This window comes from Streptomyces sp. NPDC012510 (assembly GCF_042955065.1).
Classification (GTDB): domain Bacteria; phylum Actinomycetota; class Actinomycetes; order Streptomycetales; family Streptomycetaceae; genus Streptomyces.
On the sequence record NZ_JBIBEN010000007.1, the window covers coordinates 228,255 to 252,344 of the forward strand.

20 protein-coding genes are annotated in these 24,090 nt (G+C 72.1%); 16 read left to right on the plus strand and 4 right to left on the minus strand.

Annotated features, from left to right (window positions below):
• Positions 1 to 304: 304 nt before the first annotated feature.
• Complete coding sequence (locus ACFY9I_RS15860; RefSeq protein ID WP_391001876.1) at positions 305 to 1,051, minus strand: FCD domain-containing protein; 747 nt, start codon at positions 1,049 to 1,051, stop codon at positions 305 to 307.
• 84 nt (positions 1,052 to 1,135) lie between these two features.
• On the opposite strand from ACFY9I_RS15860, the gene ACFY9I_RS15865 reads away from it, so the two are divergent.
• From ACFY9I_RS15865 to ACFY9I_RS15880, 4 genes are all read left to right on the plus strand, one after another.
• A complete protein-coding gene (locus ACFY9I_RS15865; protein WP_391001878.1) occupies positions 1,136 to 2,494 on the plus strand; it encodes a glutamine synthetase family protein in 1,359 nt (452 codons plus the stop codon).
• An 8-nt stretch (positions 2,495 to 2,502) separates the two neighbouring features.
• Positions 2,503 to 3,876, plus strand: a complete 1,374-nt coding sequence (locus ACFY9I_RS15870; protein ID WP_391001880.1) for an aldehyde dehydrogenase family protein — start codon at positions 2,503 to 2,505, stop codon at positions 3,874 to 3,876.
• Complete coding sequence (locus tag ACFY9I_RS15875; RefSeq protein ID WP_391001882.1) at positions 3,873 to 4,664, plus strand: 3-oxoacyl-ACP reductase; 792 nt, start codon at positions 3,873 to 3,875, stop codon at positions 4,662 to 4,664. Before ACFY9I_RS15870 ends, ACFY9I_RS15875 begins: the two co-directional genes overlap by 4 nt.
• Positions 4,665 to 4,767: 103 nt before the next feature.
• The gene (locus ACFY9I_RS15880; RefSeq protein ID WP_391001884.1) at positions 4,768 to 5,676 is read left to right on the plus strand and encodes a DUF2510 domain-containing protein; all 909 of its coding nucleotides are present in this window, start codon (positions 4,768 to 4,770) and stop codon (positions 5,674 to 5,676) included.
• Between the two features lie 31 nt (positions 5,677 to 5,707).
• On the opposite strand, the gene ACFY9I_RS15885 is transcribed toward ACFY9I_RS15880, so the two are convergent.
• On the minus strand, positions 5,708 to 6,910 hold the full coding sequence (locus tag ACFY9I_RS15885; protein WP_391001885.1) for an alanine racemase: 1,203 nt from the start codon (positions 6,908 to 6,910) through the stop codon (positions 5,708 to 5,710).
• A 1,807-nt stretch (positions 6,911 to 8,717) separates the two neighbouring features.
• On the opposite strand from ACFY9I_RS15885, the gene ACFY9I_RS15890 reads away from it, so the two are divergent.
• Both ACFY9I_RS15890 and mycP read left to right on the plus strand, forming a co-directional pair.
• Positions 8,718 to 9,671 carry a hypothetical protein gene (locus tag ACFY9I_RS15890; RefSeq protein WP_391001887.1) on the plus strand — a complete coding sequence of 318 codons (954 nt, stop codon included), beginning with the start codon at positions 8,718 to 8,720 and terminating at the stop codon, positions 9,669 to 9,671.
• Positions 9,668 to 10,966, plus strand: coding sequence for a type VII secretion-associated serine protease mycosin (mycP, locus tag ACFY9I_RS15895; protein WP_391001889.1), 1,299 nt, complete (start codon positions 9,668 to 9,670; stop codon positions 10,964 to 10,966). The genes ACFY9I_RS15890 and mycP overlap by 4 nt, the downstream gene beginning before the upstream one ends.
• 15 nt (positions 10,967 to 10,981) lie before the next feature.
• On the opposite strand, the gene ACFY9I_RS15900 is transcribed toward mycP, so the two are convergent.
• Positions 10,982 to 12,106, minus strand: coding sequence for a serine hydrolase (locus ACFY9I_RS15900; protein ID WP_391001891.1), 1,125 nt, complete (start codon positions 12,104 to 12,106; stop codon positions 10,982 to 10,984).
• Between the two features lie 52 nt (positions 12,107 to 12,158).
• Between ACFY9I_RS15900 and ACFY9I_RS15905 the strand changes: the two genes are divergently transcribed.
• Positions 12,159 to 12,890 (plus strand): SseB family protein, encoded by a 732-nt coding sequence (locus ACFY9I_RS15905; protein WP_391001893.1) that lies wholly within the window; start codon positions 12,159 to 12,161, stop codon positions 12,888 to 12,890.
• A 16-nt stretch (positions 12,891 to 12,906) separates the two neighbouring features.
• Here the strand turns inward: ACFY9I_RS15905 and ACFY9I_RS15910 are convergent, their stop codons facing one another.
• Positions 12,907 to 13,263 (minus strand): DUF1844 domain-containing protein, encoded by a 357-nt coding sequence (locus ACFY9I_RS15910; RefSeq protein ID WP_391001895.1) that lies wholly within the window; start codon positions 13,261 to 13,263, stop codon positions 12,907 to 12,909.
• A gap of 332 nt (positions 13,264 to 13,595) precedes the next feature.
• On the opposite strand from ACFY9I_RS15910, the gene infC reads away from it, so the two are divergent.
• The 9 genes from infC to ACFY9I_RS15955 all read left to right on the plus strand — a co-directional run bounded on the left by infC (position 13,596) and on the right by ACFY9I_RS15955 (position 24,066).
• Complete coding sequence (gene infC, locus ACFY9I_RS15915; protein WP_391001897.1) at positions 13,596 to 14,318, plus strand: translation initiation factor IF-3; 723 nt, start codon at positions 13,596 to 13,598, stop codon at positions 14,316 to 14,318.
• Positions 14,319 to 14,450: 132 nt separating this feature from the next.
• Complete coding sequence (rpmI, locus tag ACFY9I_RS15920; protein WP_003977225.1) at positions 14,451 to 14,645, plus strand: 50S ribosomal protein L35; 195 nt, start codon at positions 14,451 to 14,453, stop codon at positions 14,643 to 14,645.
• Positions 14,646 to 14,760: 115 nt separating this feature from the next.
• Positions 14,761 to 15,144 (plus strand): 50S ribosomal protein L20, encoded by a 384-nt coding sequence (gene rplT, locus ACFY9I_RS15925; protein ID WP_184896197.1) that lies wholly within the window; start codon positions 14,761 to 14,763, stop codon positions 15,142 to 15,144.
• 311 nt (positions 15,145 to 15,455) lie between these two features.
• Positions 15,456 to 16,298: a TrmH family RNA methyltransferase gene (locus ACFY9I_RS15930; RefSeq protein ID WP_391001900.1), complete on the plus strand. Its 843-nt coding sequence runs from the start codon at positions 15,456 to 15,458 to the stop codon at positions 16,296 to 16,298.
• Between the two features lie 53 nt (positions 16,299 to 16,351).
• Complete coding sequence (locus ACFY9I_RS15935) at positions 16,352 to 17,488, plus strand: ATP-binding protein (protein ID WP_391001902.1); 1,137 nt, start codon at positions 16,352 to 16,354, stop codon at positions 17,486 to 17,488.
• Between the two features lie 136 nt (positions 17,489 to 17,624).
• Entirely contained in the window at positions 17,625 to 18,746 is a 1,122-nt protein-coding gene (gene pheS / locus ACFY9I_RS15940; RefSeq protein ID WP_391001904.1) for a phenylalanine--tRNA ligase subunit alpha, read from the plus strand.
• Positions 18,746 to 21,259, plus strand: coding sequence for a phenylalanine--tRNA ligase subunit beta (gene pheT, locus ACFY9I_RS15945; protein WP_391001906.1), 2,514 nt, complete (start codon positions 18,746 to 18,748; stop codon positions 21,257 to 21,259). Before pheS ends, pheT begins: the two co-directional genes overlap by 1 nt.
• A 347-nt stretch (positions 21,260 to 21,606) precedes the next feature.
• Positions 21,607 to 22,515: a SpoIIE family protein phosphatase gene (locus ACFY9I_RS15950; protein ID WP_391001908.1), complete on the plus strand. Its 909-nt coding sequence runs from the start codon at positions 21,607 to 21,609 to the stop codon at positions 22,513 to 22,515.
• 210 nt (positions 22,516 to 22,725) lie between these two features.
• Positions 22,726 to 24,066: a transcriptional regulator gene (locus tag ACFY9I_RS15955; protein ID WP_391001910.1), complete on the plus strand. Its 1,341-nt coding sequence runs from the start codon at positions 22,726 to 22,728 to the stop codon at positions 24,064 to 24,066.
• The last annotated feature ends 24 nt before the right edge of the window (positions 24,067 to 24,090 follow it).

Here is a 24,090-nt window from a genome sequence, read left to right on the forward strand (position 1 = left end):
GGCGGACACGGCTCTTCCGGGCGCTACGGGGTCAACAGGCCCTGGCGCAATGGAACAGAGTCATACCTTTGTGGGGTCAGTGGCCGGAAAGCAATACCCGTGCGTTAAGCGGCCGTAAATACCGCTCGGTCAGGGCTGGCCGAGGAAGCCGCGCGGTCGTTGCGATGGGGTGGTCGAAGCAGCCGCTCGGCCGAGCAAGCCGCCCGTCTTAGGGATCCGGTGGCCTCAGGAATCCGGTCGCCCAGGAAGCCGGTCAGCTCAGGGCAGCCGGTCGCCCAGGAAGCCGCTCGCCCCAGGAATCCGGTCAGCCCAGGAAGCCGCGCAGCAGGGCCGCCGTCCCCGAGCAGTGCTCGCGCATGATCTCCCGCGACGCTTCGGCGTCCTCGTCGAGCACGGCCTCCACCAGCGCGGTGTGCTGCTGTTGCGAGTGTTCGAGGTTGCGCACCAGCAGCGGGATGCAGTCGAGCAGGTCGTTGAGCGTCGCGCGTACGGCCGCGTACTGGGCCGTGAGCGAGGGGGAGCCGGACAGCTCGGCGAGGGTGAGGTGCAGCATGGTGTCCAGGCGGCGGTACTCGGTGAGCGGCGCGTCGTGCGTACGGGCCAGGGCGTCGCGCAGCCGGTCCGCCTGCTCCTCGGTCAGGCCGTGCGCCGCGCACAACCCCGCCGCGCCCACCTCCAGGACCTCCCGGAATCGCAGCGTGTCCTCGACGTCGATGCCTTTCAGACGCCGGCGCAGCTCGTCCTCGCCGGTGGTGTGGCCGCGCGGCAGGACGAACGTCCCGCCGTACCGCCCGCGACGCGCCTCGACCAGGCCCTGCTCCTGCAGCACCTTCAGCACCTCGCGCAGGGTGACCCGGCTGATTCCGAGCCGGTCGGCCAGGTCCCGCTCGGCCGGCAGACGTTCGCCGCTCGGTACCAGCCCGAGCCGGACCACCTGGAGGACCTGCTCCAGCGCCTCCTCGAAACCGTTGCCGGCCCGTACCGGCCTCAGTACCGATGCCAGCCGGTCACCGACATCGGGCGTCCCCTGCTCCGCGCCCGGCTGCGACATGAGGTCGCACCCCCTTCCCAATCAATGGTCAACGGTAATACCTTATGGCTCCCGGATGGCCGAAAAGCCCGAGGAGGCTTTCCCGTGGCAGACCGCACACCCCCGCTCTCGGTCGAGGAACTGCACGCCCTCGTCGCCGGCGGTGAGATCGACACTGTCGTCCTGGCCTTCCCCGACATGCAAGGGCGGCTCCAGGGCAAGCGGTTCGCCGCGCGCTTCTTCCTCGACGAGGTGCTCGCCCACGGCACCGAGGGCTGCAACTACCTTCTCGCCGTCGACACCGAGATGAACACCGTCGACGGGTACGCGATGTCCTCCTGGGACCGGGGCTACGGCGACTTCGCCATGCGCCCCGACCTGAGCACCCTGCGCCGGGTGCCCTGGAACGAGGGCACGGCCATGCTGATCGCCGACCTCGCCTGGAACGACGGCTCCCCGGTCGTCGCCGCGCCCCGTCAGATACTGCGCCGCCAACTGGAGCGCCTCGCCGAACTGGGCTACACGGCCAACGTGGGCACCGAGCTGGAGTTCATCGTCTTCAAGGACACCTACGAGCAGGCCTGGGACGCCGGCTACAAGGGCCTCACCCCGGCGAACCAGTACAACATCGACTACTCGGTCCTCGGCACGGGCCGCATCGAGCCCCTCCTGCGAAGGATCCGCAACGAGATGGCGGCCGCCGGGCTGACCGTCGAGTCCGCCAAGGGCGAGTGCAACCCCGGCCAGCACGAGATCGCCTTCAAGTACGACGAGGCCCTGGTCACCTGCGACCAGCACGCCATCTACAAGACCGGCGCCAAGGAGATCGCCGCGCAGGAGGGCGTGTCGCTCACCTTCATGGCGAAGTACAACGAGCGCGAGGGCAACTCCTGTCACATCCACCTCTCGCTCGCGGACGCCGACGGCGTCAACGTCATGGCCGACGGGCAGGAGATGTCCCAGGTCATGCGGTACTTCCTCGCCGGACAGCTCGCCGCGCTCCGTGACTTCTCGCTGCTCTACGCCCCCAACATCAACTCCTACAAGCGGTTCCAGCCGGGCTCCTTCGCCCCCACCGCCGTGGCCTGGGGCCACGACAACCGGACCTGTGCGCTCAGGGTCGTCGGCCACGGCCGCTCGATGCGCTTCGAGAACCGGCTCCCGGGCGGTGACGTCAACCCGCACCTCGCCGTAGCCGGGCTGGTCGCGGCCGGCCTGTACGGCATCGAGCAGAAGCTGGAACTGCCGGAGGTGTGCGCGGGCAACGCCTACGCCGCCGGGTACGACCACGTCCCGACCACCCTGCGCGAGGCCGCCGAGCTCTGGGAGCACAGCCCCATCGCCAAGGCCGCCTTCGGGGACGAGGTCGTCGCGCACTACCTGAACATGGCCCGTGTCGAGCTGGCGGCCTTCGACGCCGCCGTGACCGACTGGGAGCTGCGCCGCTCCTTCGAACGTCTGTGAGGCATCCCTTGTCCCAGCACCACATCCTGGACGTCCTCAATCCGGCGACGGAGGAGGTGATCGCCGCCGTCGCGGGCGCCGCCGAGCACGACGTCGACGCCGCCGTGCGCCGGGCGGAGAAGGCACAGCACGCCTGGGCCGCCGTCGCCCCCGCCGACCGTGCCCGGCTGCTGCGCCGCTTCGCCTCCGTCGTCGACGACCACGTCGAGGAACTCGCCCGCCTGGAGGTCCGCGAGGCCGGACACACCATCGGAAACGCCCGCTGGGAGGCCGGCAACGTCCGGGACCTGCTCGACTACGCCGCGGGCGGGATCGAACGGCTCTCGGGCCGACAGATCCCGGTGCCCGGCGGCCTCAACGTCACCATCCTCGAACCGCTCGGTGTCGTCGGCGTGATCGCGCCGTGGAACTTCCCCATGCCGATCGCCGCCTGGGGCACCGCACCGGCACTCGCGGCCGGCAACGCCGTCGTCCTCAAACCCGCCGAGACGACCCCGCTCACCGCTCTGCGCCTCGCCGACCTCGCCCTGGAGGCCGGGCTCCCGGAACACCTCTTCCAAGTCCTGCCGGGGCGGGGCGACATCACCGGCGAGGCCCTGGTCCGACACCCCGGAGTCGCCAAGATCGTGTTCACCGGCTCCACCCGGACCGGCAAGCGCGTCATGGAACTCTGCGCCGACCAGGTCAAGCAGGTCACCCTCGAACTCGGCGGCAAGAGCCCGAACATCGTCTTCGCCGACGCCGACCTGAAAACCGCCGTCGACCCCTTCTCCTTCCTCGACAACGCCGGCCAGGACTGCTGCGCCCGTACCCGCGTCCTGGTCCAGGAGTCGGTCTACGACGAGGTCCACGCCCTCCTCGCCGAGGCACTGGCCGCCGTGGTCGTGGGAGATCCCGCCGACGAGAAGACCCAGATGGGCCCGCTGATCTCCCGTCAGCAGCTCGACCGCGTACGGGCTTTCGTGCCCGACGAGGCGCCGGCGCTGCGCGGCAGCGCCCCCGAGGGGCCCGGCTACTGGTTCCCGCCGACCGTGCTCACCGGGGAGCGGCCCGACTCCGCCGCCGCCTGCGAGGAGATCTTCGGCCCGGTGGCCGTCCTGCTGCCCTTCACCGACGAGACCGACGCCGTCCGGCTCGCCAACGACACCCCGTACGGCCTCTCCGGCTCCATCTGGACCCGGGACGTCGGCCGCGCCCTGCGGGTCTCGCAGGGAGTCCGCGCGGGCAACCTGTCCGTCAACTCCCACTCCAGCGTCCGCTACTGGACCCCCTTCGGCGGCTTCAAGCAGTCGGGCATCGGCCGTGAACTCGGCCCGGACGCGCTCACCGCCTTCACCGAAACCAAGAACGTCTTCATCAGCACGGAAGGCCCCGCACAGTGACCTCAACGCCCCCGGACAACATCTGCCGCCGCCTCGTCGGCCGTACCGCCGTCATCACCGGTGCCGGCAGCGGCATCGGTCTCGCCACCGCGCGCCGGCTCGCCTCCGAGGGGGCGCACATCGTCTGCGGCGACGTGGACGAGGCACGCGGCAAGGCGGTCGCCGAGGAGGTCGACGGGATCTTCGTGAGGGTCGACGTCACCGACGCCGAGCAGGTCGAGGCGCTCTTCAAAACCGCCTACGACACCTACGGCAGCGTCGACATCGCCTTCAACAACGCGGGCATCTCGCCGCCCGACGACGACTCCATCCTGGAGACCGGCCTGGAGGCATGGAAGCGGGTCCAGGAGGTCAACCTCACCTCCGTCTACCTGTGTTGCAAGGCCGCGATCCCCTACATGCGGCGCCAGGGCAAGGGCTCGATCATCAACACGGCGTCCTTCGTGGCCCGGATGGGCGCGGCGACCTCGCAGATCTCGTACACGGCCTCCAAGGGCGGCGTGCTCGCCATGTCCCGGGAACTGGGCGTGCAGTTCGCGCGGGAGGGCATCCGGGTCAACGCCCTCTGCCCGGGGCCGGTCAACACCCCGCTGCTGCAGGAGCTGTTCGCGAAGGATCCGGAGCGGGCCGCGCGCCGTCTCGTGCACATCCCCGTCGGACGGTTCGCGGAGGCCACGGAGATCGCCGCCGCCGTCGCGTTCCTCGCCAGCGACGACTCGTCCTTCGTCAATGCCACCGACTTCCTGGTCGACGGCGGCATTTCGGGCGCCTACGTCACTCCGCTCTAGGACAAGCTCCGGGACGAACTCCGGGACGAACTCCGGGACAAGCTCCGGGACAAGCTCCGGACAGGGCGAACACCGGCACCGCTGGTGTGATTAAAGTGCCCGGATGAGCAGTTCGCCGCCACCCGGCTGGTACCGCGACCCGTCCTACCCGCTCACCGAACGCTGGTGGGACGGGACCGCGTGGACCGACCACCGGCGCCAGCCGGAGCAGCTTCCACCTCCGGCCCAGCCGCAGCCGCCCACGCCCCGGAACTCCGGGCGCACCAAGGTCGTCGCGCTGGCCGCGGTCGGGGCCGTCCTGGTCGCCGGGGCCGTCACAGGCGGCGTCCTCGCCCTCGGCGGGGAAGGCGACGGGAACCAGGAGACGAGGACCGCCCCGACCTCCGATGCTTCCGGGACCGACAGCCCGACCCCCACGAAGCCCGCCACCGCGTCCCCGACCGGTGACCCGACCGTCGTCGTGGACGACCTCAACGGCATCACGTTCCCGGTCCTCGACGGCTGGGAGAGTGGTGACGGAGCCTACGAGGAGGACGCCGTCCTGGTCTCGGACGGTACCTACGACTGCCCCGGCGACGGCGGCGTCTGCTACAGCGCCATCGTCGTCTCCCGCACCGTCACGGGCAGCGACGAGACGTCCCCGAGGGTCCTCGCCGAGAACGACATCGAGGACGCGGCCAAGGACATCTACGACCGCGAGGTGCTGGACCGCCGGCCGTACGAGGGCATCACCGGGCACGAGGTCGTCGGCTCCGGTTCGGTCGCCGTCGCGGGCCGCGCCGGGTACTACGTGCGCTGGCGGGTGACGACCGGGGCCGGGTCAGGCGGCTACGTCCAGTCCCTGGTCTTCCCGTCCAGCAGCGGCTCCGAGGCCCCGGTCCTCGTCCGGTTCGCGGTCGACGCGGTGGAGGGCGGCCCGCCCCTCGACGACATCGACAAGATCGTCAAGGGCATCCGCCCGGTCGGCGACGCCGACACCGGCGGGGGAGTGGGCAGCAGCCTCGGCCCGTAGCCCACACACCCGTCGTACGTGGCGGGCGGGCCTACAGGAACGTGTGACCCTCGCCGCGGTAGGTCGGCACGGTCGCCGTCACCTCGTCGCCCTCCACCAGGTGCAGCACGTCGAACCGCTCGCACAGCTCGCCGGCCTTGGCGTGCCGGAACCACACCTTGTCGCCGAGGAGCAGATCGTCCGCGGGCGCGCCGAGCAGCGGGGTCTGCACCTCGCCGGGGCCCTCCTGGGGGTCGTACCGCAGCCCCTCGGGCAGATACGGCACGGGCAGCCGGTCGCGGCCGGCCGCGCCGGAGGCCGGATAGCCGCCGCCCAGCACGGTGACGACCCCGACTCCGGGACGCCGTACGACCGGCATGGCGAACAGCGCGGCCGGACGCCCGCTGAACGAGGTGTAGTTGTCGAACAACCGAGGCACGTACAGGCCGGACCCGGCACCGATCTCGGTGACCGCGTCCTCCGCCGCGGTGTGCTGCACACTGCCCGTGCCGCCGCCGTTGACGAACTCCAGGTCCGGTGCCACCCGCCGCACGGCGCGCACGACCTCGGCCCGGCGCGTGGCAAGCTCCTTCTTCGCGGTGGCCTGCATCAGCCGCACGGCACGCGAGCGGAAGGGCCTCCCGGCCACGGAGTCACCCACCCCGGCGATATGCCCCTCGTACGCCATGATCCCCACCAGCTTGAAACCGGGGCGCTCGGCGACGGCGCGGGCCATCTCGGCGACCTGCGCCGGGGAGTGCAGCGGGGAGCGCAGGGCGCCGACGCGCACCCGCCCGCCGAGCAGCCTCAGTGAGGTGTCCAACTCCAGGCAGACGCGCACGACTTCGGTGCCGCCCCGACGGGCGCTGTCGATGAGCTGGAGCTGCGCGGGGTCGTCGACCATGACGGTTACGGCGGCCGCGAGCTTGGGGTCACCCGCCAGTTCGGCGAAGGCCTCGGCGTCGGCCGCCGGGTAGGCCAGGAGGATGTCCTCGAACCCGGAGCGGGCCAGCCACAGGGACTCGGCGAGGGTGAACGACATGATGCCCTGGAAGCCCTCACGGGCCAGGACCCGCTCCAGCAGCGCCCGGCAGCGAACGGACTTGCTCGCGACGCGGATCGGCTTGCCGCCGGCCCTGCGGAGGAGGTCGTCGGCGTTGGCGTCGAAGGCATCGAGGTCGACGATCGCCAGCGGGGCGTCGAGATGAGCTGTGGCCCGGTCGTACCGGGCCCGGTCGGCGGCGCGCGCAGTCATGGACGAAGCCTGCCAGACATGATTACCGCAGGGTAGGGGGACGTTCCGGGCTAAAGCCACGGTCCCGCCGACTGGTTCCCGTTCGACGGGAGCCAACCCGTAGAGTGACGCGCACGCAGGGAGGACCTCGACGGGGATGCCGATCCTCTGCCACGGGTATGGCTTGCCTGTGGCGTGGCGGGCCGTCGGCGGGACGACTCCCACGCACTGCGTGACGGCCGCTCCCCACGGGCGGTCGGACGCCCGGACGACCTCCGGGCCGGCACGGGTACGAGGAGACGGGGGGTGCATGAGCACCGAAGCGCGCCGCGCCTCCATCCCCCCACGCCCACCGTCCCCGCCTCGCGGGCCGATACCTTCGGCCCCCTCAGGACCTCGGGACCAGGACGACGCTCCCGCGACGCGGGATGTCCGGGGGGATGCCACGACTCGACCTGGCACGGCGTGGGAGGCCGGGCCCCGGGACGACGGGCCGTCGGCCGACCCGACACCGGCGCGGCACTACGGCCGTTCGGGCGACCCGACGCAGCCGCCCCGCTGGCCGGACCCGCAGGCGCCGCCGCGCGGCCCCGCGTCGGACCGGGCGGTGGCGGACACGCCGGGTCCGCTTCCGCCGCTCGACTCCCCTCCGGCGGGGAACTCCTCGGCCCTACCGCCCCGTCCCGACCGCGCACCCTCGAACGGCGACGGGCCGAGCATGCCACGTCGGCCGCAACGGCCACCGGTCGCGGGGGTTCCGCCACGCCCCAGCACTCCGCCCCGTCCGTCCATGGCACCCCCAGCCTCACCGGGCGGGTCCAACACGGCGGCGAACAGACACAGTTCCGCCGGTCAGGGCGGGCCCACGCCTCCCCGCGCGCACGGCTCCGGTCCGACGGCAGGGCAGGGCGGCCTCTCCCGAGGCTCCCGGCAGACAGCCGACCGGCCCGACACGCCCGCCGCCGACGGCCAGGGCGCCGGGCGCAGCCCTGTGGGGGGTTCCGGCCAGGGCGCCGGATACAGAGCTGCGGACGGTCAAGCGCAGCCGGTCGGGCAGAACCCCACGCGCGGTTCCGGCCCTGCGACCGGTCACGGCCCCGCGCGTGGTTCCGGTCAGCCGGTCGGGCAGAGCCCGGCGCGTGGCTCCGGAAAGGTGGTCGGGCAGAGTCCGGCGCGTGGTGCCGCCGGGAACGGTGGCACCGCCCAGCGCCGCGCCGAACACCCGCGGTTCTCCGACTTCCGGCGAACCGCCGGCCAGAACGCCGACACCCCCGTCACCCCGCCGCCTCCGGCCGCCTCCGCCCGCTTCCCGGACGCCCCGCCCTCGTTCTCGTCCGGTTACGCGGACATGCCGCAGGGCCGTCGTAGCGCGGACGCCGCCCCGCCCCCGCCCTCGACGCGCTTCCCCGATGCCCCGCCCTCGGCAAGCGACGCCGGCCGGCGGACGGGTGCCGCGCAGGCCTCGGGTGGGCGGGCCGGCGACTCGGCGCCCACCCGCAGGCCCGATGACCGAACGTCCCGGTCCTCGCGGCCTTCGCGGCCTTCCGACAGGCCGGCCGGCCAGGTCCCGGCCCCCGCGCGCCGGGTCTCCGACGGCGCGTCACCCCATGGGACCGGCCCCTCCGACGGCCCGTCCCCCCGTCGCACCGGCCCCTCCTCCGACGGCCACTCGCCCCGGCCCTCCGAGTCCACCCCCGGCGACACGTCCCCCCGCTCGACCGGACGGCCCCCGACGTCGGCGCCCAAGAACGGCGCACCGGCTCCCACCGGTGCCGTACCACCCCCGACGTCGCCCCTCCGTCGTCCCCTGCCGGAAGAGGTCGGCCCCGTGTCGACGCCCCGGCCGCGGCTGATCTCGCCGGAGCGGCCCGGTGGCTGGCAGCCTCCGTCGGGTTCCTCGCGGCGGTCCGCCCAGGCGCTGGACGCCGCGCTCGGGGCGTCCGCCGGGCGGCCCTTCGTGACATTCGCGGAGCCGGACACGTCGGCGTGGGCGCCGCCGACGTCGTACGACGGGCGGCGCAGGCCCCGGCCCTCCAAGGCCAGGGCGGCGGCCGTCGCCGCGTGCGTGGTGCTGGGCGTCGGGCTCATCGGCGGCGCGGTCGCGGGGAGTTGGCTCACCGGGGACTCCGGGGCGGACGGCTCGCGCGACACCTTCGCGGCCGCCGGTGAACTGTGGCACGACGTACCCGTGGACGAACTGTTCCCGCCCGTTCTGCAGGGCGAGGGCGCCGGCCCCGGCGGCACCGACCGCACCTGGACCCGGGTCGCCGTCGCCCCTGACAGCGGCTGTGCGGACGCCTTCGACCCGCTGCTGCGGCAGGCCCTCGCCCCCGTCGGCTGCACGCGACTGCTGCGCGCCACCTACACCGACGCGACCCGCAGCAACATCACCACCGTCGGCCTGATGTTCACCAAGGCCGACGCCGCCACCATGACCGCGCTCAGGGCCCGCTTCACCCAGGACGGGCTCGACCGCCGGACCGACCTGATGCCCCGCCCGTACGCCGCCGAGGGCACCGTCGCCGCCGGGTTCGGCGACGCCCAGCGGGCCTCCTGGACGATCTCCGTCCTCACCGAGGTGCCCGTCGTCGTCTACGCCGTCTCGGGCTTCGCCGACGGCCGTACCGTCACCGAACCGCAGCCCGCCGCGGACGCCATGAAGACCGGCGCCACCACGGCCCCGGCCCAGTCCGGCCTCGGCCACGAGGCGAAGGGCCTCGCCGACCGCATCGAACGCGGCCTGCGCAGAACCGCCGCGTCCGCCACGGAGCAGCCTTCATGACAGCAGAGAAACCCAAGCCCACCGAGAATCCCAAGACGACGACCGAGCCCAGGACCACCGAAAAACCCAGGACCACCGAAAAACCCAGGGCCACCGCCCCATCCCGGGCAACCGCCCGCCGCCCCCTGCGCCTCACCCTCCTCGGCGTACCCCTTGCCGCCTCACTAGCCCTCCTGCCGTCCACGGCCGCCCACGCCGACGGCATCCGAAACCAGCAGTGGGCCCTGGGCGCGATGCGTACCGAGGAGGCGTGGCGTACGACCAAGGGCGCCGGGATCACCGTCGCGGTCCTCGACACGGGCGTCGACGACGAACACCCGGACCTGGCCGGGAACGTCCTGCCGACGAAGGACATGGTCGGCTTCGGGGCGTCGCGGGGGGACCGCTCCTGGGCCAGGCACGGCACCGCCATGGCCGGGATCATCGCCGGACACGGCCATGGAGTGAACAACTCCGAAGGCGTCCTCGGTATCGCCCCCGAGGCGAAGATCCTCCCCGTCCGCGTCATCCTGGAAGACGGCGACTCCGCCCGCTCCAAGGCCCGCAGCACCCGTGGCAACGCCCTCGCCGAAGGCATCCGCTGGGCCGCGGACCAGGGCGTCGACGTCATCAACCTCTCCCTCGGCGACGACTCCAAGTCGGCCCATCCGGAACCCTCCGAGGACGCCGCCGTCCAGTACGCCCTGGCGAAGGGCTCGATCGTCGTCGCCTCCGCCGGCAACGGCGGCAAGAAGGGCGACCACATCTCCTACCCCGCGGCCTACCCGGGCGTGATCGCGGTGACCGCCGTCGACGAGGAAGGCAACCGCGCCCCGTTCTCCACCCGCCGCTGGTACGCCACCGTCAGCGCCCCCGGCGTCGACGTCGTCATCGCCGACCCCGACCGCAAGTACTACGAGGGCTGGGGCACCAGCGCCGCCGCAGCCTTCGTCTCCGGCGCCGTCGCCCTCATCAGGGCGGCCCACCCCGGACTGACCCCCGCCCAGGTCAAACGCCTCCTGGAGGACACCGCCCGGGAAGCCCCCGTCGGTGGTCGTGACGACTCCCGGGGCTTCGGCTTCGTCGACCCGGCGGCCGCCGTCGAAGCGGGCGGCAGGCTCGTGGCCGACGACCTCCAGTCGGCGTCCCACGGGCGAAAGTACTTCGGCTCCGGCCCCGACCCGGTGGAGGAGGAAGAGCCGGCCGCCGACTGGACCGCCCCCGTCGCGGGCGGCCTCGGCGTCACCCTCCTGGTCACGGCCGTGGTGATCTGGCGCGGACGCGGTCGAGGACGACCCGACGAGTACGTCATCTGAGGCCGCCGCGTCTCCCTACGAGCCCGTGCCCGCGCCGCCCGTGCCCGCGCCGCCCGTGCCCGCGCCGCCCGTGCCCGCGCCGCCCGTGCCCGCGCCGGAGGTGTGTGCGACGCCCGAGGGAATCACGGCCGTCTCCGTGTCCCCGAACACCGCGACGGCGGCCTTCGCGGCCGCCTCGACCAGCGAGATCCCGCTCGCCTTCGTCGTGTTGCCGTTGGACACCACCGCGACCAGGTACTCCCGGCCGTCCACCACGACACGGCCGACGCTGTTGATGTCCCACAGCCCGGTGGCCGTACGCGGCAGCCACCCGTTCTTCAAGGCGGACGCCGCTGCCGAAGAGTCCGAGGCGGCTGCCGAGACACCCCAGTCCTGCCCCTCGGCGATCCGTCCCATCAACCCCTGGACGTACGTCCGCGACGCCTCGCTCAGCTCGGACGTCCCGTCGTCCCCGAACACCTGCCGGAGCAGGGCGAGCTGATCCGACGCCGTCGTCAGGGTGAGACCCCAGTACAGACCGTCGCCGCCCTCGGTGTTCCTCAGCCCGAACCGCTCGTTCGCGGCGCCGAGGCCGTCCGCCCGGCCGATGGCCTTCCACAGGGCCGTCGCTGAGGCGTTGTCGCTGTCGCGGATCATCGCGGAGGCGTACGACCGCTCCTGGACGGTGAGCTGCCTGCCCCCGTCCTGCGCCTGCAGGAGGAGGGCCGCCAGGATGTTCAGCTTCACGATGCTGGCGGTGTCGTACCGATCGTCCCCGTACACAGCCGACTCCCCGGACGCCACCTCCAGCACCGCCACGGACACCGCCGCCCCGTCCTCGACGGGCTCGTCCGCCAGGGCCGCCGCGAGCAGCCCGTCGTGGTCCACCTCGATCGCCGCAGGTTCCACCGAAGCCTCCTCAGCGACCACGTCCGCACCCGGCACAGTGGAAGCGGAGGCCGGGGGCGATACCGACGATGACGCCACCGACGATACGGCGACGCCGGCGCCGCTCTGCGCGCGGGCCTTCATGTACACGGCCCCGAAGCCCGAGCCGCCCACCAGGACCAGGACGGCCGGCGCGAGGGGGAGAAGCGGCCGGCGCAAGCGTTCCGCGCCACGAGAATCGGCTGAGAAAACGGTGAGGGAGCCGACCGCCATGTTTCCGGCCTGACGAGAGCCCGGCGGACTTGCCCCGATAGGGTCGACGACCGTGGCGAACAAGAACATCCCCGACCCCGGCTTCTCCGACGACGACGGCTCCGCCGACCCCCGGCTGAGCGCCGCGCTCGCCGCCTGGGCGGAGGACCGGAGCGCCGTGGGCCCCGTCCTCGAAGCGCTCAAGGGCGCCCGGCTGCTCGTCCCCGTCGTGGCCATGCTCGGCGAGGTCGAGGTGGACGAGAACGGACTGCGCCGCGAGAAGACCAGCGACATGGCCGTCCCCACCCTCAAGGCCGGCGGCCGCACCGCCCTGCCGGCCTTCACCTCCACCGACTCACTCGCCCGCTGGGACCCCGCCGCCCGCCCCGTCGCCGTACCCCTGCACCAGGCCCTGCAGGCCGCCGCGCACGAGAAGGCCGACACGATCGTCCTCGACCTCGCCGGACCCGTCCCCTACGAGCTGACCGGCCGCGCCCTGCTCGCGCTCGCCGAGGGGCGCACCACCACCGACCCGCTCGCCGACCCGGCCGTCGTCGACGCCGTACGTTCCGCCGTCGCCGCCGAGCCGGCCGTGCTCCGCGCCCACCTCGGCCCCGGACAGGCCGACGGCACCCTCGCCCTGGTCCTCGACCCGGCCGCCGTGCCGGCCGAGACCGCGCAGTCGCTCGCCACCCGCCTCGCCGCCGACGAGACACTGAGGGCCCGCCTGGTGCGCGGCCTCGACCTGGCACTGCTGCCGGCCGAGGCCACGCCACCGGGCGAGCCCTTGTACGTACGCGGATGATGAGAGGGCCCAGGCCCTAGCCGTAGACCGGGCCCGTGTACTTCTCGCCCGGTCCCTGACCCGGCTCGTCGGGGACGACCGACGCCTCGCGGAAGGCGAGCTGCAGCGACTTCAGACCGTCGCGCAGCGGGGCCGCGTGGAAGGAGCTGATCTCGGTCGCGGAGGCGTCGAGCAGACCGGCGAGGGCGGTGACCAGCTTGCGGGCCTCGTCCAGGTCCTTGTACTTGTCGCCCTCCTCGGTCAGACCGAGCTTCACCGCGGCGGCGCTCATCAAGTTGACGGCGACCGTCACGATCACCTCGACCGCGGGGACCTCGGCGATGTCGCGGGTCATCGAGTCGAAGTCGGGGCTCTCAGGAGGGGTCTCACTCATGCCCACACGATAGGCCCCGGCGGATACGCCCCGACCTGCGGGAGTCCGCCGCGTCCCGATTGGCACCCCAGGTTTGAACCCGCTATGGTTAGGTCTACGACCGGCTGGACACCTGTGTGCCCAGCCCGCAAGTGGAGGCTCCGAACTCCCACCTGAATCCGCCCTCCGGGACGGCAGGTCACCCGGTCAGACGGCCCCCACCGTTCCGTACGGACGGTGGAGTCGTCCGAGACGCGCCCCGCGGCACACTCGCGGCGGTGTTCCGGCAGTACATGGAGCCCCGCCTGTGTCCCGTCCGGGGCATTTTTCATGGCTCCCGATGGTTGGTCCTTATGTCAACCAGACATTACGCGGCGGTCCGCCAGACCGTCGTGGGGTGCTACCGAGGAGGATCCATCAGCGCCGAGCCCCGCATCAACGACCGGATTCGCGTTCCCGAGGTGCGACTTGTCGGTCCCAGCGGCGAGCAGGTCGGGATTGTCCCGCTTGCCAAGGCCCTGGAGCTTGCGCAGGAGTACGACCTCGACCTGGTCGAGGTGGCCGCGAACGCGCGTCCGCCGGTCTGCAAGCTCATGGACTACGGGAAGTTCAAGTACGAGTCGGCCATGAAGGCCCGTGAGGCGCGCAAGAACCAGGCGCACACGGTCATCAAGGAGATGAAGCTCCGGCCGAAGATCGACCCGCACGACTATGACACCAAGAAGGGTCACGTCGTCCGGTTCCTCAAGCAGGGCGACAAGGTCAAGATCACGATCATGTTCCGTGGTCGCGAGCAGTCCCGGCCCGAGCTGGGCTACCGGCTGCTGCAGCGTCTCGCGGAGGACGTCCAGGAGCTCGGGTTCGTGGAGTCGAACCCGAAGCAGGACGGCCGCAACATGATCATGGTTCTCGGTCCGCACAAGAAGAAGACCGAGGCGATGGCCGAGGCCCGCCAGGCGCAGGAAGCCCGGAAGGCGGAAGCGAAGGCCAACCCCGGCAAGTCGCAGAACGCCGCCGACGCCGACCACGTCGACGTCGAGGCCGAGGCGCCGGCCGAGGAGCCTGCCGAGGCGTAAGTCCCCGGGACGCGAGTCCGGGGGAAGCCCTGGGCCTGGTGTCCAGGGTGTCAACCGATAGAAATGACGTTTCGTCGTGCCCGGTTTCGCGACCGGGCACCGGAGCGCCACTGACGAGGAGAGAACGGCGCTATGCCGAAGAACAAGTCGCACAGCGGTGCCAGCAAGCGCTTCAAGATCACCGGCTCCGGCAAGGTGCTCCGCGAGCGTGCCGGCAAGCGCCACCTGCTCGAGCACAAGTCGTCCCGCGTGACGCGTCGCCTCACCGGCAACGCCGAGATGGCCCCGGGCGACGCCGCGAAGATCAAGAAGCTTCTCGGCAAGTGACGCGACGGCGCCTGATCATTCGTTGATCTGCTCGCGCGCCGTACGTCTGGACCGGGACCCAATCGATTTCGGGCCGTGTGGCGACAACCACGGCCCCGCTACAAGGAGTTAAAAAGTGGCACGCGTCAAGCGGGCAGTCAACGCCCACAAGAAGCGCCGGGCGATCCTCGAGCAGGCCTCCGGCTACCGCGGTCAGCGTTCGCGCCTTTACCGCAAGGCCAAGGAGCAGGTCACCCACTCGCTGGTCTACAACTACAACGACCGCAAGAAGCGCAAGGGTGACTTCCGTCAGCTGTGGATCCAGCGCATCAACGCTGCGGCCCGCCAGAACGGCATGACGTACAACCGCCTCATCCAGGGTCTGAAGGCCGCGAACATCGAGGTCGACCGCAAGATCCTCGCCGAGCTGGCCGTCAACGACGCCACCGCGTTCGCCGCGCTGGTCGAGGTCGCCCAGAAGGCGCTGCCGGCGGACGTGAACGCGCCCAAGGCAGCGTGATCGCTGCGCTGGCTTGAGCCGCGTGTGATGTGACCCGGGCCCGCAGGTGTACGCCGCCTGCGGGGCCGGGTTTTTTTGGGTGCGTTGTCGGGTGCGGGTGAGTGGGGGCTGGTCGCGCAGTTCCCCGCGCCCCCAAGGGCCTACGGCCCTTTCGGGCCGAGAAGGCACGGGGCGCAGCCCCTGCTTTTCCACGGGCGCGGGGAACTGCGCGAGCGACCACAAGGCACCCGCACCCGCCAACGCACCCGCACCGCCAACGCACCCCCGAGCTCTCAGGCGCCCCTCCCCACCCCCGAACCAAAAGGTGACCCATGCCCACCCCTGAGTTGATCTCCCCCCGCTCCGCCCGCGTCTCCGCGGCCCGGCGGCTCGGGAAGCGGAACTTCCGGGGGAAGGACCGCCTCTTCCTGGCGGAGGGCCCGCAGGCCGTGCGGGAGGCCGCCGGGCACGCGGACACCCTGGTCGAGCTGTTCGTCACGGTCGACGCCGCGGAGCGGTACGCGGACATCGTGGGGGAGGCCCGCGCCGCAGGCGCACGGGTGCACCTCGCGGACGAGGCCGTCATCGCCGACATCTCCACGACCGTCACCCCTCAGGGCCTCGTCGGGGTCTGCCGGTTCCTCGACACCCCCTTCGAGGAGATCCTCGAAGGCCGGCCCAAGCTGGTCGCCGTCCTCGCCCACGTCCGCGACCCCGGCAACGCCGGCACCGTCCTGCGGTGCGCCGACGCCGCCGGCGCGGAGGCCGTCGTACTGACCGACGCGTCCGTGGACCTCTACAACCCCAAGGCCGTGCGGGCGTCCGTCGGATCGCTGTTCCACCTGCCCGTCGCGGTGGGCGTGCCCGTCGAGGAGGCCGTCGCCGGGCTCAAGGGCACCGGCGTACGCGTCCTCGCCGCCGACGGCGCGGGGGAGGACGATCTCGACGCGGAGCTGGACAAGGGGACGATGGGCGGGCCCACGGCGTGGGTGTTCGGCAACGAGGCGTGGGGGCTGCCGCAGGAGACACGGGCGCTGGCCGACGCCGTCGTCCGCGTCCCCATCCACGGAAAGGCGGAAAGCCTGAACCTGGCGACCGCCGCCGCCGTATGTCTCTACGCGTCCGCCCGTGCACAGCGCGCCTTCGGAGGGTGCCGCACCGTCACGACCAGCTAGTAGGGTGACGGGCTCGGGGGCCCACTGCACAAGGCGAGAGGTGGGGTACGGGGATGAGGGTCGGCACGAGCGGCACACCGGTGGCACATGACGTGCGCGCCACAGCGGCGGCCCGGCACGCTGAACTCGCCGATCTCGGCATCGACACCGACGACCTGCCCGACGGCCTGGTCGTGGCCGACGAGAACGGCCGCGTGATCTGCTTCAACGCCGCCGCCGCCCGGATCACCGCCACCCCCGCCGCCGACGCCCTCGGCCGCCCCCTCGAATGGGCCCTACCGTTAGAAGACCTCGAAGGCCGCCGCTGGTGGCAGGTGACCGACCCGTACGGAGGGCTCGCCATCCGGGTCGGACAACCCGAGCGCAACCTGCTGCTGCCCGGGGCACGCGAGATCCTCGTCTCGGCGCGCTACATCCGCAGCGAGCCCACCGGCCCCGTCCACCGGGTCGTCGTCTCCCTCCGCGACACTGAGGCCCGGCGCCGCACCGAGCGCAGCCACGCCGAACTGATCGCCACCGTCGCCCATGAACTGCGGTCGCCGCTGACGTCCGTCAAGGGATTCACCGCCACCCTCCTCGCCAAGTGGGAGCGGTTCACCGACGACCAGAAGAAGCTGATGCTGGAGACCGTCGACGCCGACGCCAACCGGGTCACCCGCCTCATCGCCGAACTGCTCGACATCTCGCGGATCGACTCCGGGCGCCTCGAAGTACGGCGGCAGCCCGTCGACATCGGTGCCGCCGTCGGACGGCACATCCACGCGTACGTCGCCGCCGGGCAGCCCGCCGACCGGTTCCTGCTGCGCATCGAGCAGCCGCTGCCCGGCCTGTGGGCCGACCCCGACAAGATCGACCAGGTGCTCAGCAACCTGCTGGAAAATGCGGTGCGGCACGGCGAGGGAACCGTCACGATTGACGTCACGCCCGCCGCGTCCCCCCGGGAGGGGGAGGAGACCGGCACATCGGTCACCGTGAGCGACGAGGGCGCCGGCATCCCGGAGGAGTCCATGAACCGCGTCTTCACCCGCTTCTGGCGGGGCAGCAAGCGCGGTGGCACCGGCCTCGGGCTGTACATCGTCAAGGGCATCGTCGAAGCCCACGGCGGCACCATCACGGTCGGACGCGCCCCCGGTGGCGGCGCCGAGTTCCGATTTACGTTGCCCGTGGCGACCCCGGCGTATCTCGCCTGAGGCCCCACGGGCGCGTTCGTCCACCTCAACCCCGTTAGACTCGGCCTTTGGCACCTTTGTGTCCCAAAAACCGTGACGAACTGTCCACGAGTCGGTACGGGGACCATCCGCCAGCCAATCGGAAGCACGGGAAGAGATGTCGGCACCGAATAAGTCGTACGACCCTGTAGAGGTCGAGGCGTTGAAACCGGAAGAGATCGAGCGCATGCGGGACGAGGCGCTCGCCGCCTTCGCCGCCGCGGACTCCCTCGACGCGCTCCAGGAGGCCAAGGTCGCCCACACCGGCGGCACCTCCCCGCTGGCCCTCGCCAACCGCGAGATCGGCGCGCTGCCCCCGCAGGCCAAGGCCGCCGCCGGCAAGCTCGTCGGCCAGGCCCGGGGCGCGGTCAACAAGGGCCTCGCCGCCCGCCAGAGCGAGCTGGAGTCCGAGCGCGACGCCCGGGTGCTGGTCGAGGAGGCCGTGGACGTCACGCTGCCCTACGACCGCGTACCCGTCGGCGCCCGCCACCCGCTCACCACCCTGTCGGAGCGCATCGAGGACATCTTCGTGGCCATGGGCTACGAGGTCGCCGAAGGCCCGCAGGTCGAGGCCGAGTGGTTCAACTTCGACGCCCTCAACATCGGCCCGGACCACCCGGCCCGGGGCGAGGCCGACACCTTCTTCGTGCAGGGCCCCGAGGGCGGCACCGAGTCCGGCGTCGTCCTGCGCACCCACACCTCGCCCGTGCAGATCCGCTCCCTGCTGGAGCGCGAGCTGCCGGTGTACGTGATCTGCCCCGGTGTCGTGTACCGCACCGACGAGCTGGACGCCACGCACACCCCGGTCTTCCGCCAGGTCGAGCTGCTGGCCGTCGACGAGGGCCTCACCATGGCCGACCTCAAGGGCACCATGGACCACATGGTCCAGGCCCTGTTCGGCGAGGGCATGAAGACCCGGCTGCGGCCGAACTTCTTCCCGTTCACCGAGCCGTCCGCCGAGATGGACATGGTCTGCTACGTCTGCCGGGGCGAGTCCGTCGGCAACCCCGACCGCCCCTGCCGCACCTGCTCCAGCGAAGGCTGGATCGAGCTCGGCGGCTGCGGCATGGTCAACCCCAAGGTGCTCACCGCCTGCGGTGTCGACCCCGAGAAGTACAGCGGATTCGCCTTCGGGTTCGGCATCGAGCGGATGCTGATGTTCCGCCACAACGTCGAAGACATGCGAGACATGGTCGAGGGTGACGTCCGGTTCACCCGGCCGTTCGGGATGGAGATCTGATGCGGGTCCCGCTTTCTTGGCTGCGGGAGTACGTCGACCTGCCGGCCACCGAGACCGGCCGTGACGTCCAGGCCAAGCTCATCTCCGCCGGCCTCGAGGTCGAGACGGTCGAGCAGCTCGGCGACGGCCTCAAGGGCCCCCTCGTCGTCGGCCAGGTGCTGACCATCGAGGAGCTGACGGAGTTCAAGAAGCCCATCCGCTTCTGCACCGTCGACGTCTCCACCGCCAACGGCACCGGGGAGCCCCAGGAGATCGTCTGCGGCGCCCGTAACTTCGCGGTCGGCGACAAGGTCGTGGTCGTCCTCCCCGGCGCCGAACTGCCCGGTGGCTTCGCCATCTCCGCCCGCAAGACCTACGGCCGCAACTCGCACGGCATGATCTGCTCCAGCGATGAGCTGGGCATGGGCGACGACGGCACCAAGGGCATCATCGTGCTGCCGCCGGAGACCGAGGTCGGCAAGGACGCGATCGAGCTGCTGGAGCTGGTCGACGAGGTCCTCGACATCGCCGTCACCGCCAACCGCGGCGACTGCCTGTCGATCCGCGGCGTCGCCCGCGAGACCGCCATCGCCTACGGCCTGCCGCTGCGCGACCCCGCCCTCCTCGACGTGCCCGGCCCGAACGCGTTCGGCCACCCCGTCCAGGTCTCCGACCCGCTCGGCTGCGACCGCTTCACCGCCCGCACCGTCACCGGTCTCGACCCCGAGGCGCGCTCCCCGATCTGGCTCAAGCGCCGGCTGCAGAAGGTCGGCATGCGCCCGATCTCGCTCGCCGTCGACATCACCAACTACGTGATGATGGAGCTGGGCCAGCCGCTGCACGCCTACGACCGCTCCCTCGTCCAGGGCACCATCGGCGTCCGCCGGGCCGAGGAGGGCGAGAAGATCGTCACCCTCGACGGCACCACGCGCACCCTGCACGCCGAGGACCTGGTGATCACCGACGAGCGCGGCCCCATCGGCCTCGCCGGGGTCATGGGCGGCGCCAACACCGAGATCGCGGACCACGACGACGTGGAGAACGCCTCCAGCGACGTCGTCATCGAGGCCGCCCACTTCGACCAGGTCGCCATCGCGCGCACCGCCCGCCGGCACAAGCTGTCGTCGGAGGCGTCCCGCCGCTTCGAGCGCGGCGTCGACCCGCTGGCCGCGGCCGCCGCCGCCCAGCGCACCGTCGACCTGCTGGTGCTCCTGGCCGGCGGCACGGCCGACGCGGGCGTCACCGAGGTGACCACCCCGTCCGCGCCGCACACCATCACCATGCCGGCGGACCACCCGGACAGGGTCGCGGGCGTCGTGTACGGCCGCGAGACCGTCGTACGCCGCCTCCAGGAGGTGGGCTGCGACGTCTACGGCCAGGACGAGCTGCTCGTCACCGTGCCGTCCTGGAGGCCCGACCTCACCGAGGTCAACGACCTTGCCGAGGAGGTCATCCGTCTGGAGGGCTACGAGAACCTGCCCTCCACGCTTCCCAAGCCCCCCTCGGGCCGCGGCCTCACCCACCGGCAGCGGCTGCACCGCCGGGTCGGCCGCGCGCTGGCCGGAGCCGGGTACGTCGAGGCACCGAACTACCCGTTCATCGGCGAGCAGGTCTTCGACCAGCTCGGCCTGGAGGCGGACGACCCGGCCCGCCGCGTCGTGAAGCTCACCAACCCGCTCAACGACGAGGAGCCCGCGCTCCGCACCTCGCTGCTGCCGGGTCTGCTGGGCGCGCTGCGGCGCAACGACGGCCGGGGCTCGCACGACCTGGCCCTGTTCGAGACGGGCCTGGTCTTCCTCCCGCGCGAGGAGCAGCGCGTCGCCGTCGCGCCGCCGGTCGGCCGCCGGCCCACCGATGAGGAGATCGCGACGCTGAACGCCGCGCTGCCCGAGCAGCCGCGCCACGTCGCCGTCGTCGTCGCCGGGGCCCGTGAGCAGGCCGGCTGGTGGGGCAAAGGCCGCCCGGCGGACTGGGCCGACACCATCGAGGCGGGACGCGCGGTCGCGCGCGAGGCCGGGGCCGAACTGGTCGTCCGCAAGGGGCAGTACGGGCCGTGGCACCCGGGCCGGTGCGCCGAGTTCGTGGTCGTCGACGGTGACACCGAGAGGGTCGTCGGTCACGCCGGTGAGCTGCACCCGCGTGTGCTCAAGGCGCTCGGGCTGCCGGCGCGGACCTGCGCGATGGAGCTCGACCTGGACGCTCTGCAGCGGGTGGGGGACAGCACCCCGCAGGCACCGAGCATCTCGTCGTTCCCTGTCGCCACGCAGGACGTCGCGCTCGTCGTCGACGCCTTCGTGCCGCATGCCGACGTGGAGGCCGCGCTGCGTGAAGGCGCGGGTGAACTGCTGGAGGCGATCCGACTGTTCGACGTGTACGAGAACGCGGAGCAACTGGGTGACGGGCGGAAGTCGCTCGCGTACGCGCTGCGGTTCCGTGCGGCGGACCGGACGCTGACCGTGGACGAGGCCTCGGCGGCGCGGGACGCGGCGGTCGCCCTCGCGGGGGAGCGTACGGGGGCCGTGCTGCGTAGTTAGGGCGCCCAAGGGGCGGGGAGCTGCGGGTTTTGGGCGGCTGCGGGTTGTCCGTGGCTGGTCGCGCAGCTCCCCGCGCCCCTTGTGAGGGGCGGCGCCCACACCCCCCGGCGCCTCAGACGGTCACCTCACTCATTTGGGTGACAACTTCAGGTGATCTATACCTTTTGAGGCATGCGGTCGACAGAATCGGACCGGCCTTTCTGGCCTTTCGCGCTGTCCGGGCCTGATGGGGGGCCAACGGCATGATTCGAATCAGGGCTGGGCTTCCTCGTCGGACACGGTCCCGGGGACGCGGACTCCCCGACCGGCGGTCCGTCCGTCTCGGTGCCGGGATCGCCGGCGGTGCCGTGGCCCTCGCGGTCGGCACCGGGCTGATGCTGCACCTCAGACGGGTGATGCTCCGGGAGGTGCGGCAGGCGCGTGAGGTCGCGGTCGCCGCGCAGACTCTGCTGCTGCGGCCGCTGCCCGCGCGGATCGACGGGCTGGCCACCGCCGCCGTGCGGCTCTCCGCCGACCGGGGCGCGAGCGTCGGCGGCGACCTGTACGAGGTGATCGCCACCGAGCACGGCGTACGGGTCGTGATGGGCGACGTACGCGGCCACGGCATCGCCGCCATCGGTACCGTCGCCGCCGTCCTCGGCAGCTTCCGCGAGGCCGCCCACGACGAGACCGAACTGGCCGGAGTACTCGCCCGCCTCGACCGGGCCCTCGCCCGCCACCTCCGCGGCCGGGCCCTCGCCGAGGACATCGAGGACTTCGTCACCGTCCTCCTCATGGAGATCACCCCCGACGGCGCTCTGCACGCCCTCAACTGCGGCCACCCCTGGCCGTACCGCCTCGGCGGCGGTCGAGCGGAACAGATCGCCTACGCCGAACCGCTGCCCCCGCTCGGCCCGTTCCCCCTTCCCGTAGACCTGTCGGCCACCCCCTGCGGCCACCTCCTCCCCGGCGAGGCCCTGTTCCTCCACACGGACGGGGTCGAGGACGCGCGGGACACGCAGGGCCGCTTCTTTCCACTGCCGGCCGCCCTCGCGGACGCCGTACGAGGCCGTCCCATCTCGCCCCGGTCCGTCCTGCGAGCGGTGTTCACCCAACTCCTGCGCCACACAGCGGGAAGACCCAAGGACGACATCGCGATACTGATACTCCGCAACGACCGGGTGACCAGGGCCGCCGCTCTGAGGGGCGCGGGGAACTGCGCGATCAGCCACACCCGGCCCGCGGTCGGCGGACCGCCCATAGGGCCCACCGCTTAGTCGCCCCAGTCCTGCCCGGCAGGGCCACCGCACTGTACGAGGGGGAGCCGGTGGCCCGGCCGGCCTCTTTCGAGGCATTTCAGTCAACCGGACCGGAACTCTCTGCGACAGCGCGCGCACCGTCCGAATTCGGGCATTCCTTTCACACCCCGTGTGAAGAGGGAGGCGCTACGCTGCGTTTCGCCGGCACCGAGCCACCGGAGGGCCTCCATGCAGCCCAACACCCTGCTCGACGCGATCCTCGACGAGGCCGGTATCTCCCACGCCGGTCTCGCCGCCCACGTCAACCAGGCGGGACGGGCCCGGGGGCTGGCGCTGAGATACGAACACACCGCCGTGGCACGGTGGTTGAAGGGCCAGCGCCCGCGCGGTCAGGTGCCCGACCTGATCTGTGAAGTGCTCGCCGGGCGGCTGCACCGGGCCGTCACCCTCGACGACATCGGGCTCGGCGTGCCCGGTGAGCCGATCTCCCAGCACGGCACCGGGCTCTCCGGCTTCGTGGAGCGCGCCACCGCCCTGTGGCGCTCCGACGAACAGCAGCGCCCACATGTGCTCGGTGCCCCCGCCGTCACCGGGACGCCCGCCGTGATGCCCGTGTGGGAGTGGGAGAACCCGCCGGAGGACGTCGATGTGTCCCGGGGCGGACGGCATCGCGTCAGCATGGCCGACATCGCGATGCTCCGCGCGGCCCGTACGCACTACGAGCAGATGTACCGCAAGGCCGGCGGTGTGGCGACGCGCACCCGGATCGTCGGGTTCCTCAACGCCGAGGCCGCGCCCCTGCTGCGCGGCAGCTACACCGACGCCACCGGCCGCCAACTGCACCGGGCCACCGGGGGGTTGGTGGCGATCGCCGGGATCTGCGCGTACGACTCCGACGCCCATGGGCTGGCCCAGCGGTACTTCCACCAGGCGTTGCGGCTCGCCAAGGCCAGTGGGGACCGAGGGCTGGGCGCGTATGTGATCGCGCTCCTCGTCAACCAGTCGCTGTTCATGAGGGAGCACCGGCAGGCCGTCGCCTTCGCCGAGGCGGCGCTGCGTACCGCCGGCAAGCACATCACCCCGGCTCTCGCCTCCGACCTCTACGCGATGCAGGCCAAGGCGTACGCGCACCTGGGCGACGGCACGAGCGCGCTGTCCTGCATCCGGCGGGCCGAGCAGGCCGCCGAGCGCATCCGCCGCGGTCGCGAACCGGACGAGACGGGCTATGTCCAGCCGGGCCTGGTCAACGTGCAGGTGGCGGAGGCGTTGCTCAGCCTCGGCGACCTGACGGCCGCGGCCGAGCACGCGACGGCCGCCGTCGACACCCCGGCGCACGATCGGGGCCGGGTGCACCGGCTGGCGATGCTCAGCCAGATCGAACTACGGCAGGGCAACGCGGACAAGGCGGTGGCCACCGCAGTGGAAATGGCCGAGCGGGCGCGTGGAATGGAGTCGATGCGCCTGCGCGACAGACTGCGGGCGGTACGCGAACACCTGGTGCGCAGCGGCTGTACGGGGACCGCGGAAGCCGCCGAACTCATCGACGGAGCACTGCGCGTACCGCTCTGACGCCGCCCGGCGGCGCGGCCGTGC

What these genes read in the sequence shown, in the direction of transcription:
- infC (WP_391001897.1), top strand. Translation starts at nt 13,596, where the DNA reads ATGTCAACCAGACATTACGCGGCGGTCCGCCAGACCGTCGTGGGGTGC.
- ACFY9I_RS15880 (WP_391001884.1), top strand. Translation starts at nt 4,768, where the DNA reads ATGAGCAGTTCGCCGCCACCCGGCTGGTACCGCGACCCGTCCTACCCG.
- rpmI (WP_003977225.1), top strand. Translation starts at nt 14,451, where the DNA reads ATGCCGAAGAACAAGTCGCACAGCGGTGCCAGCAAGCGCTTCAAGATC.
- ACFY9I_RS15910 (WP_391001895.1), bottom strand. Translation starts at nt 13,263, where the DNA reads ATGAGTGAGACCCCTCCTGAGAGCCCCGACTTCGACTCGATGACCCGC.
- ACFY9I_RS15930 (WP_391001900.1), top strand. Translation starts at nt 15,456, where the DNA reads ATGCCCACCCCTGAGTTGATCTCCCCCCGCTCCGCCCGCGTCTCCGCG.
- ACFY9I_RS15955 (WP_391001910.1), top strand. Translation starts at nt 22,726, where the DNA reads ATGCAGCCCAACACCCTGCTCGACGCGATCCTCGACGAGGCCGGTATC.
- pheT (WP_391001906.1), top strand. Translation starts at nt 18,746, where the DNA reads ATGCGGGTCCCGCTTTCTTGGCTGCGGGAGTACGTCGACCTGCCGGCC.
- pheS (WP_391001904.1), top strand. Translation starts at nt 17,625, where the DNA reads ATGTCGGCACCGAATAAGTCGTACGACCCTGTAGAGGTCGAGGCGTTG.
- ACFY9I_RS15860 (WP_391001876.1), bottom strand. Translation starts at nt 1,051, where the DNA reads ATGTCGCAGCCGGGCGCGGAGCAGGGGACGCCCGATGTCGGTGACCGG.
- ACFY9I_RS15885 (WP_391001885.1), bottom strand. Translation starts at nt 6,910, where the DNA reads ATGACTGCGCGCGCCGCCGACCGGGCCCGGTACGACCGGGCCACAGCT.
- ACFY9I_RS15935 (WP_391001902.1), top strand. Translation starts at nt 16,352, where the DNA reads ATGAGGGTCGGCACGAGCGGCACACCGGTGGCACATGACGTGCGCGCC.
- ACFY9I_RS15900 (WP_391001891.1), bottom strand. Translation starts at nt 12,106, where the DNA reads ATGGCGGTCGGCTCCCTCACCGTTTTCTCAGCCGATTCTCGTGGCGCG.
- mycP (WP_391001889.1), top strand. Translation starts at nt 9,668, where the DNA reads ATGACAGCAGAGAAACCCAAGCCCACCGAGAATCCCAAGACGACGACC.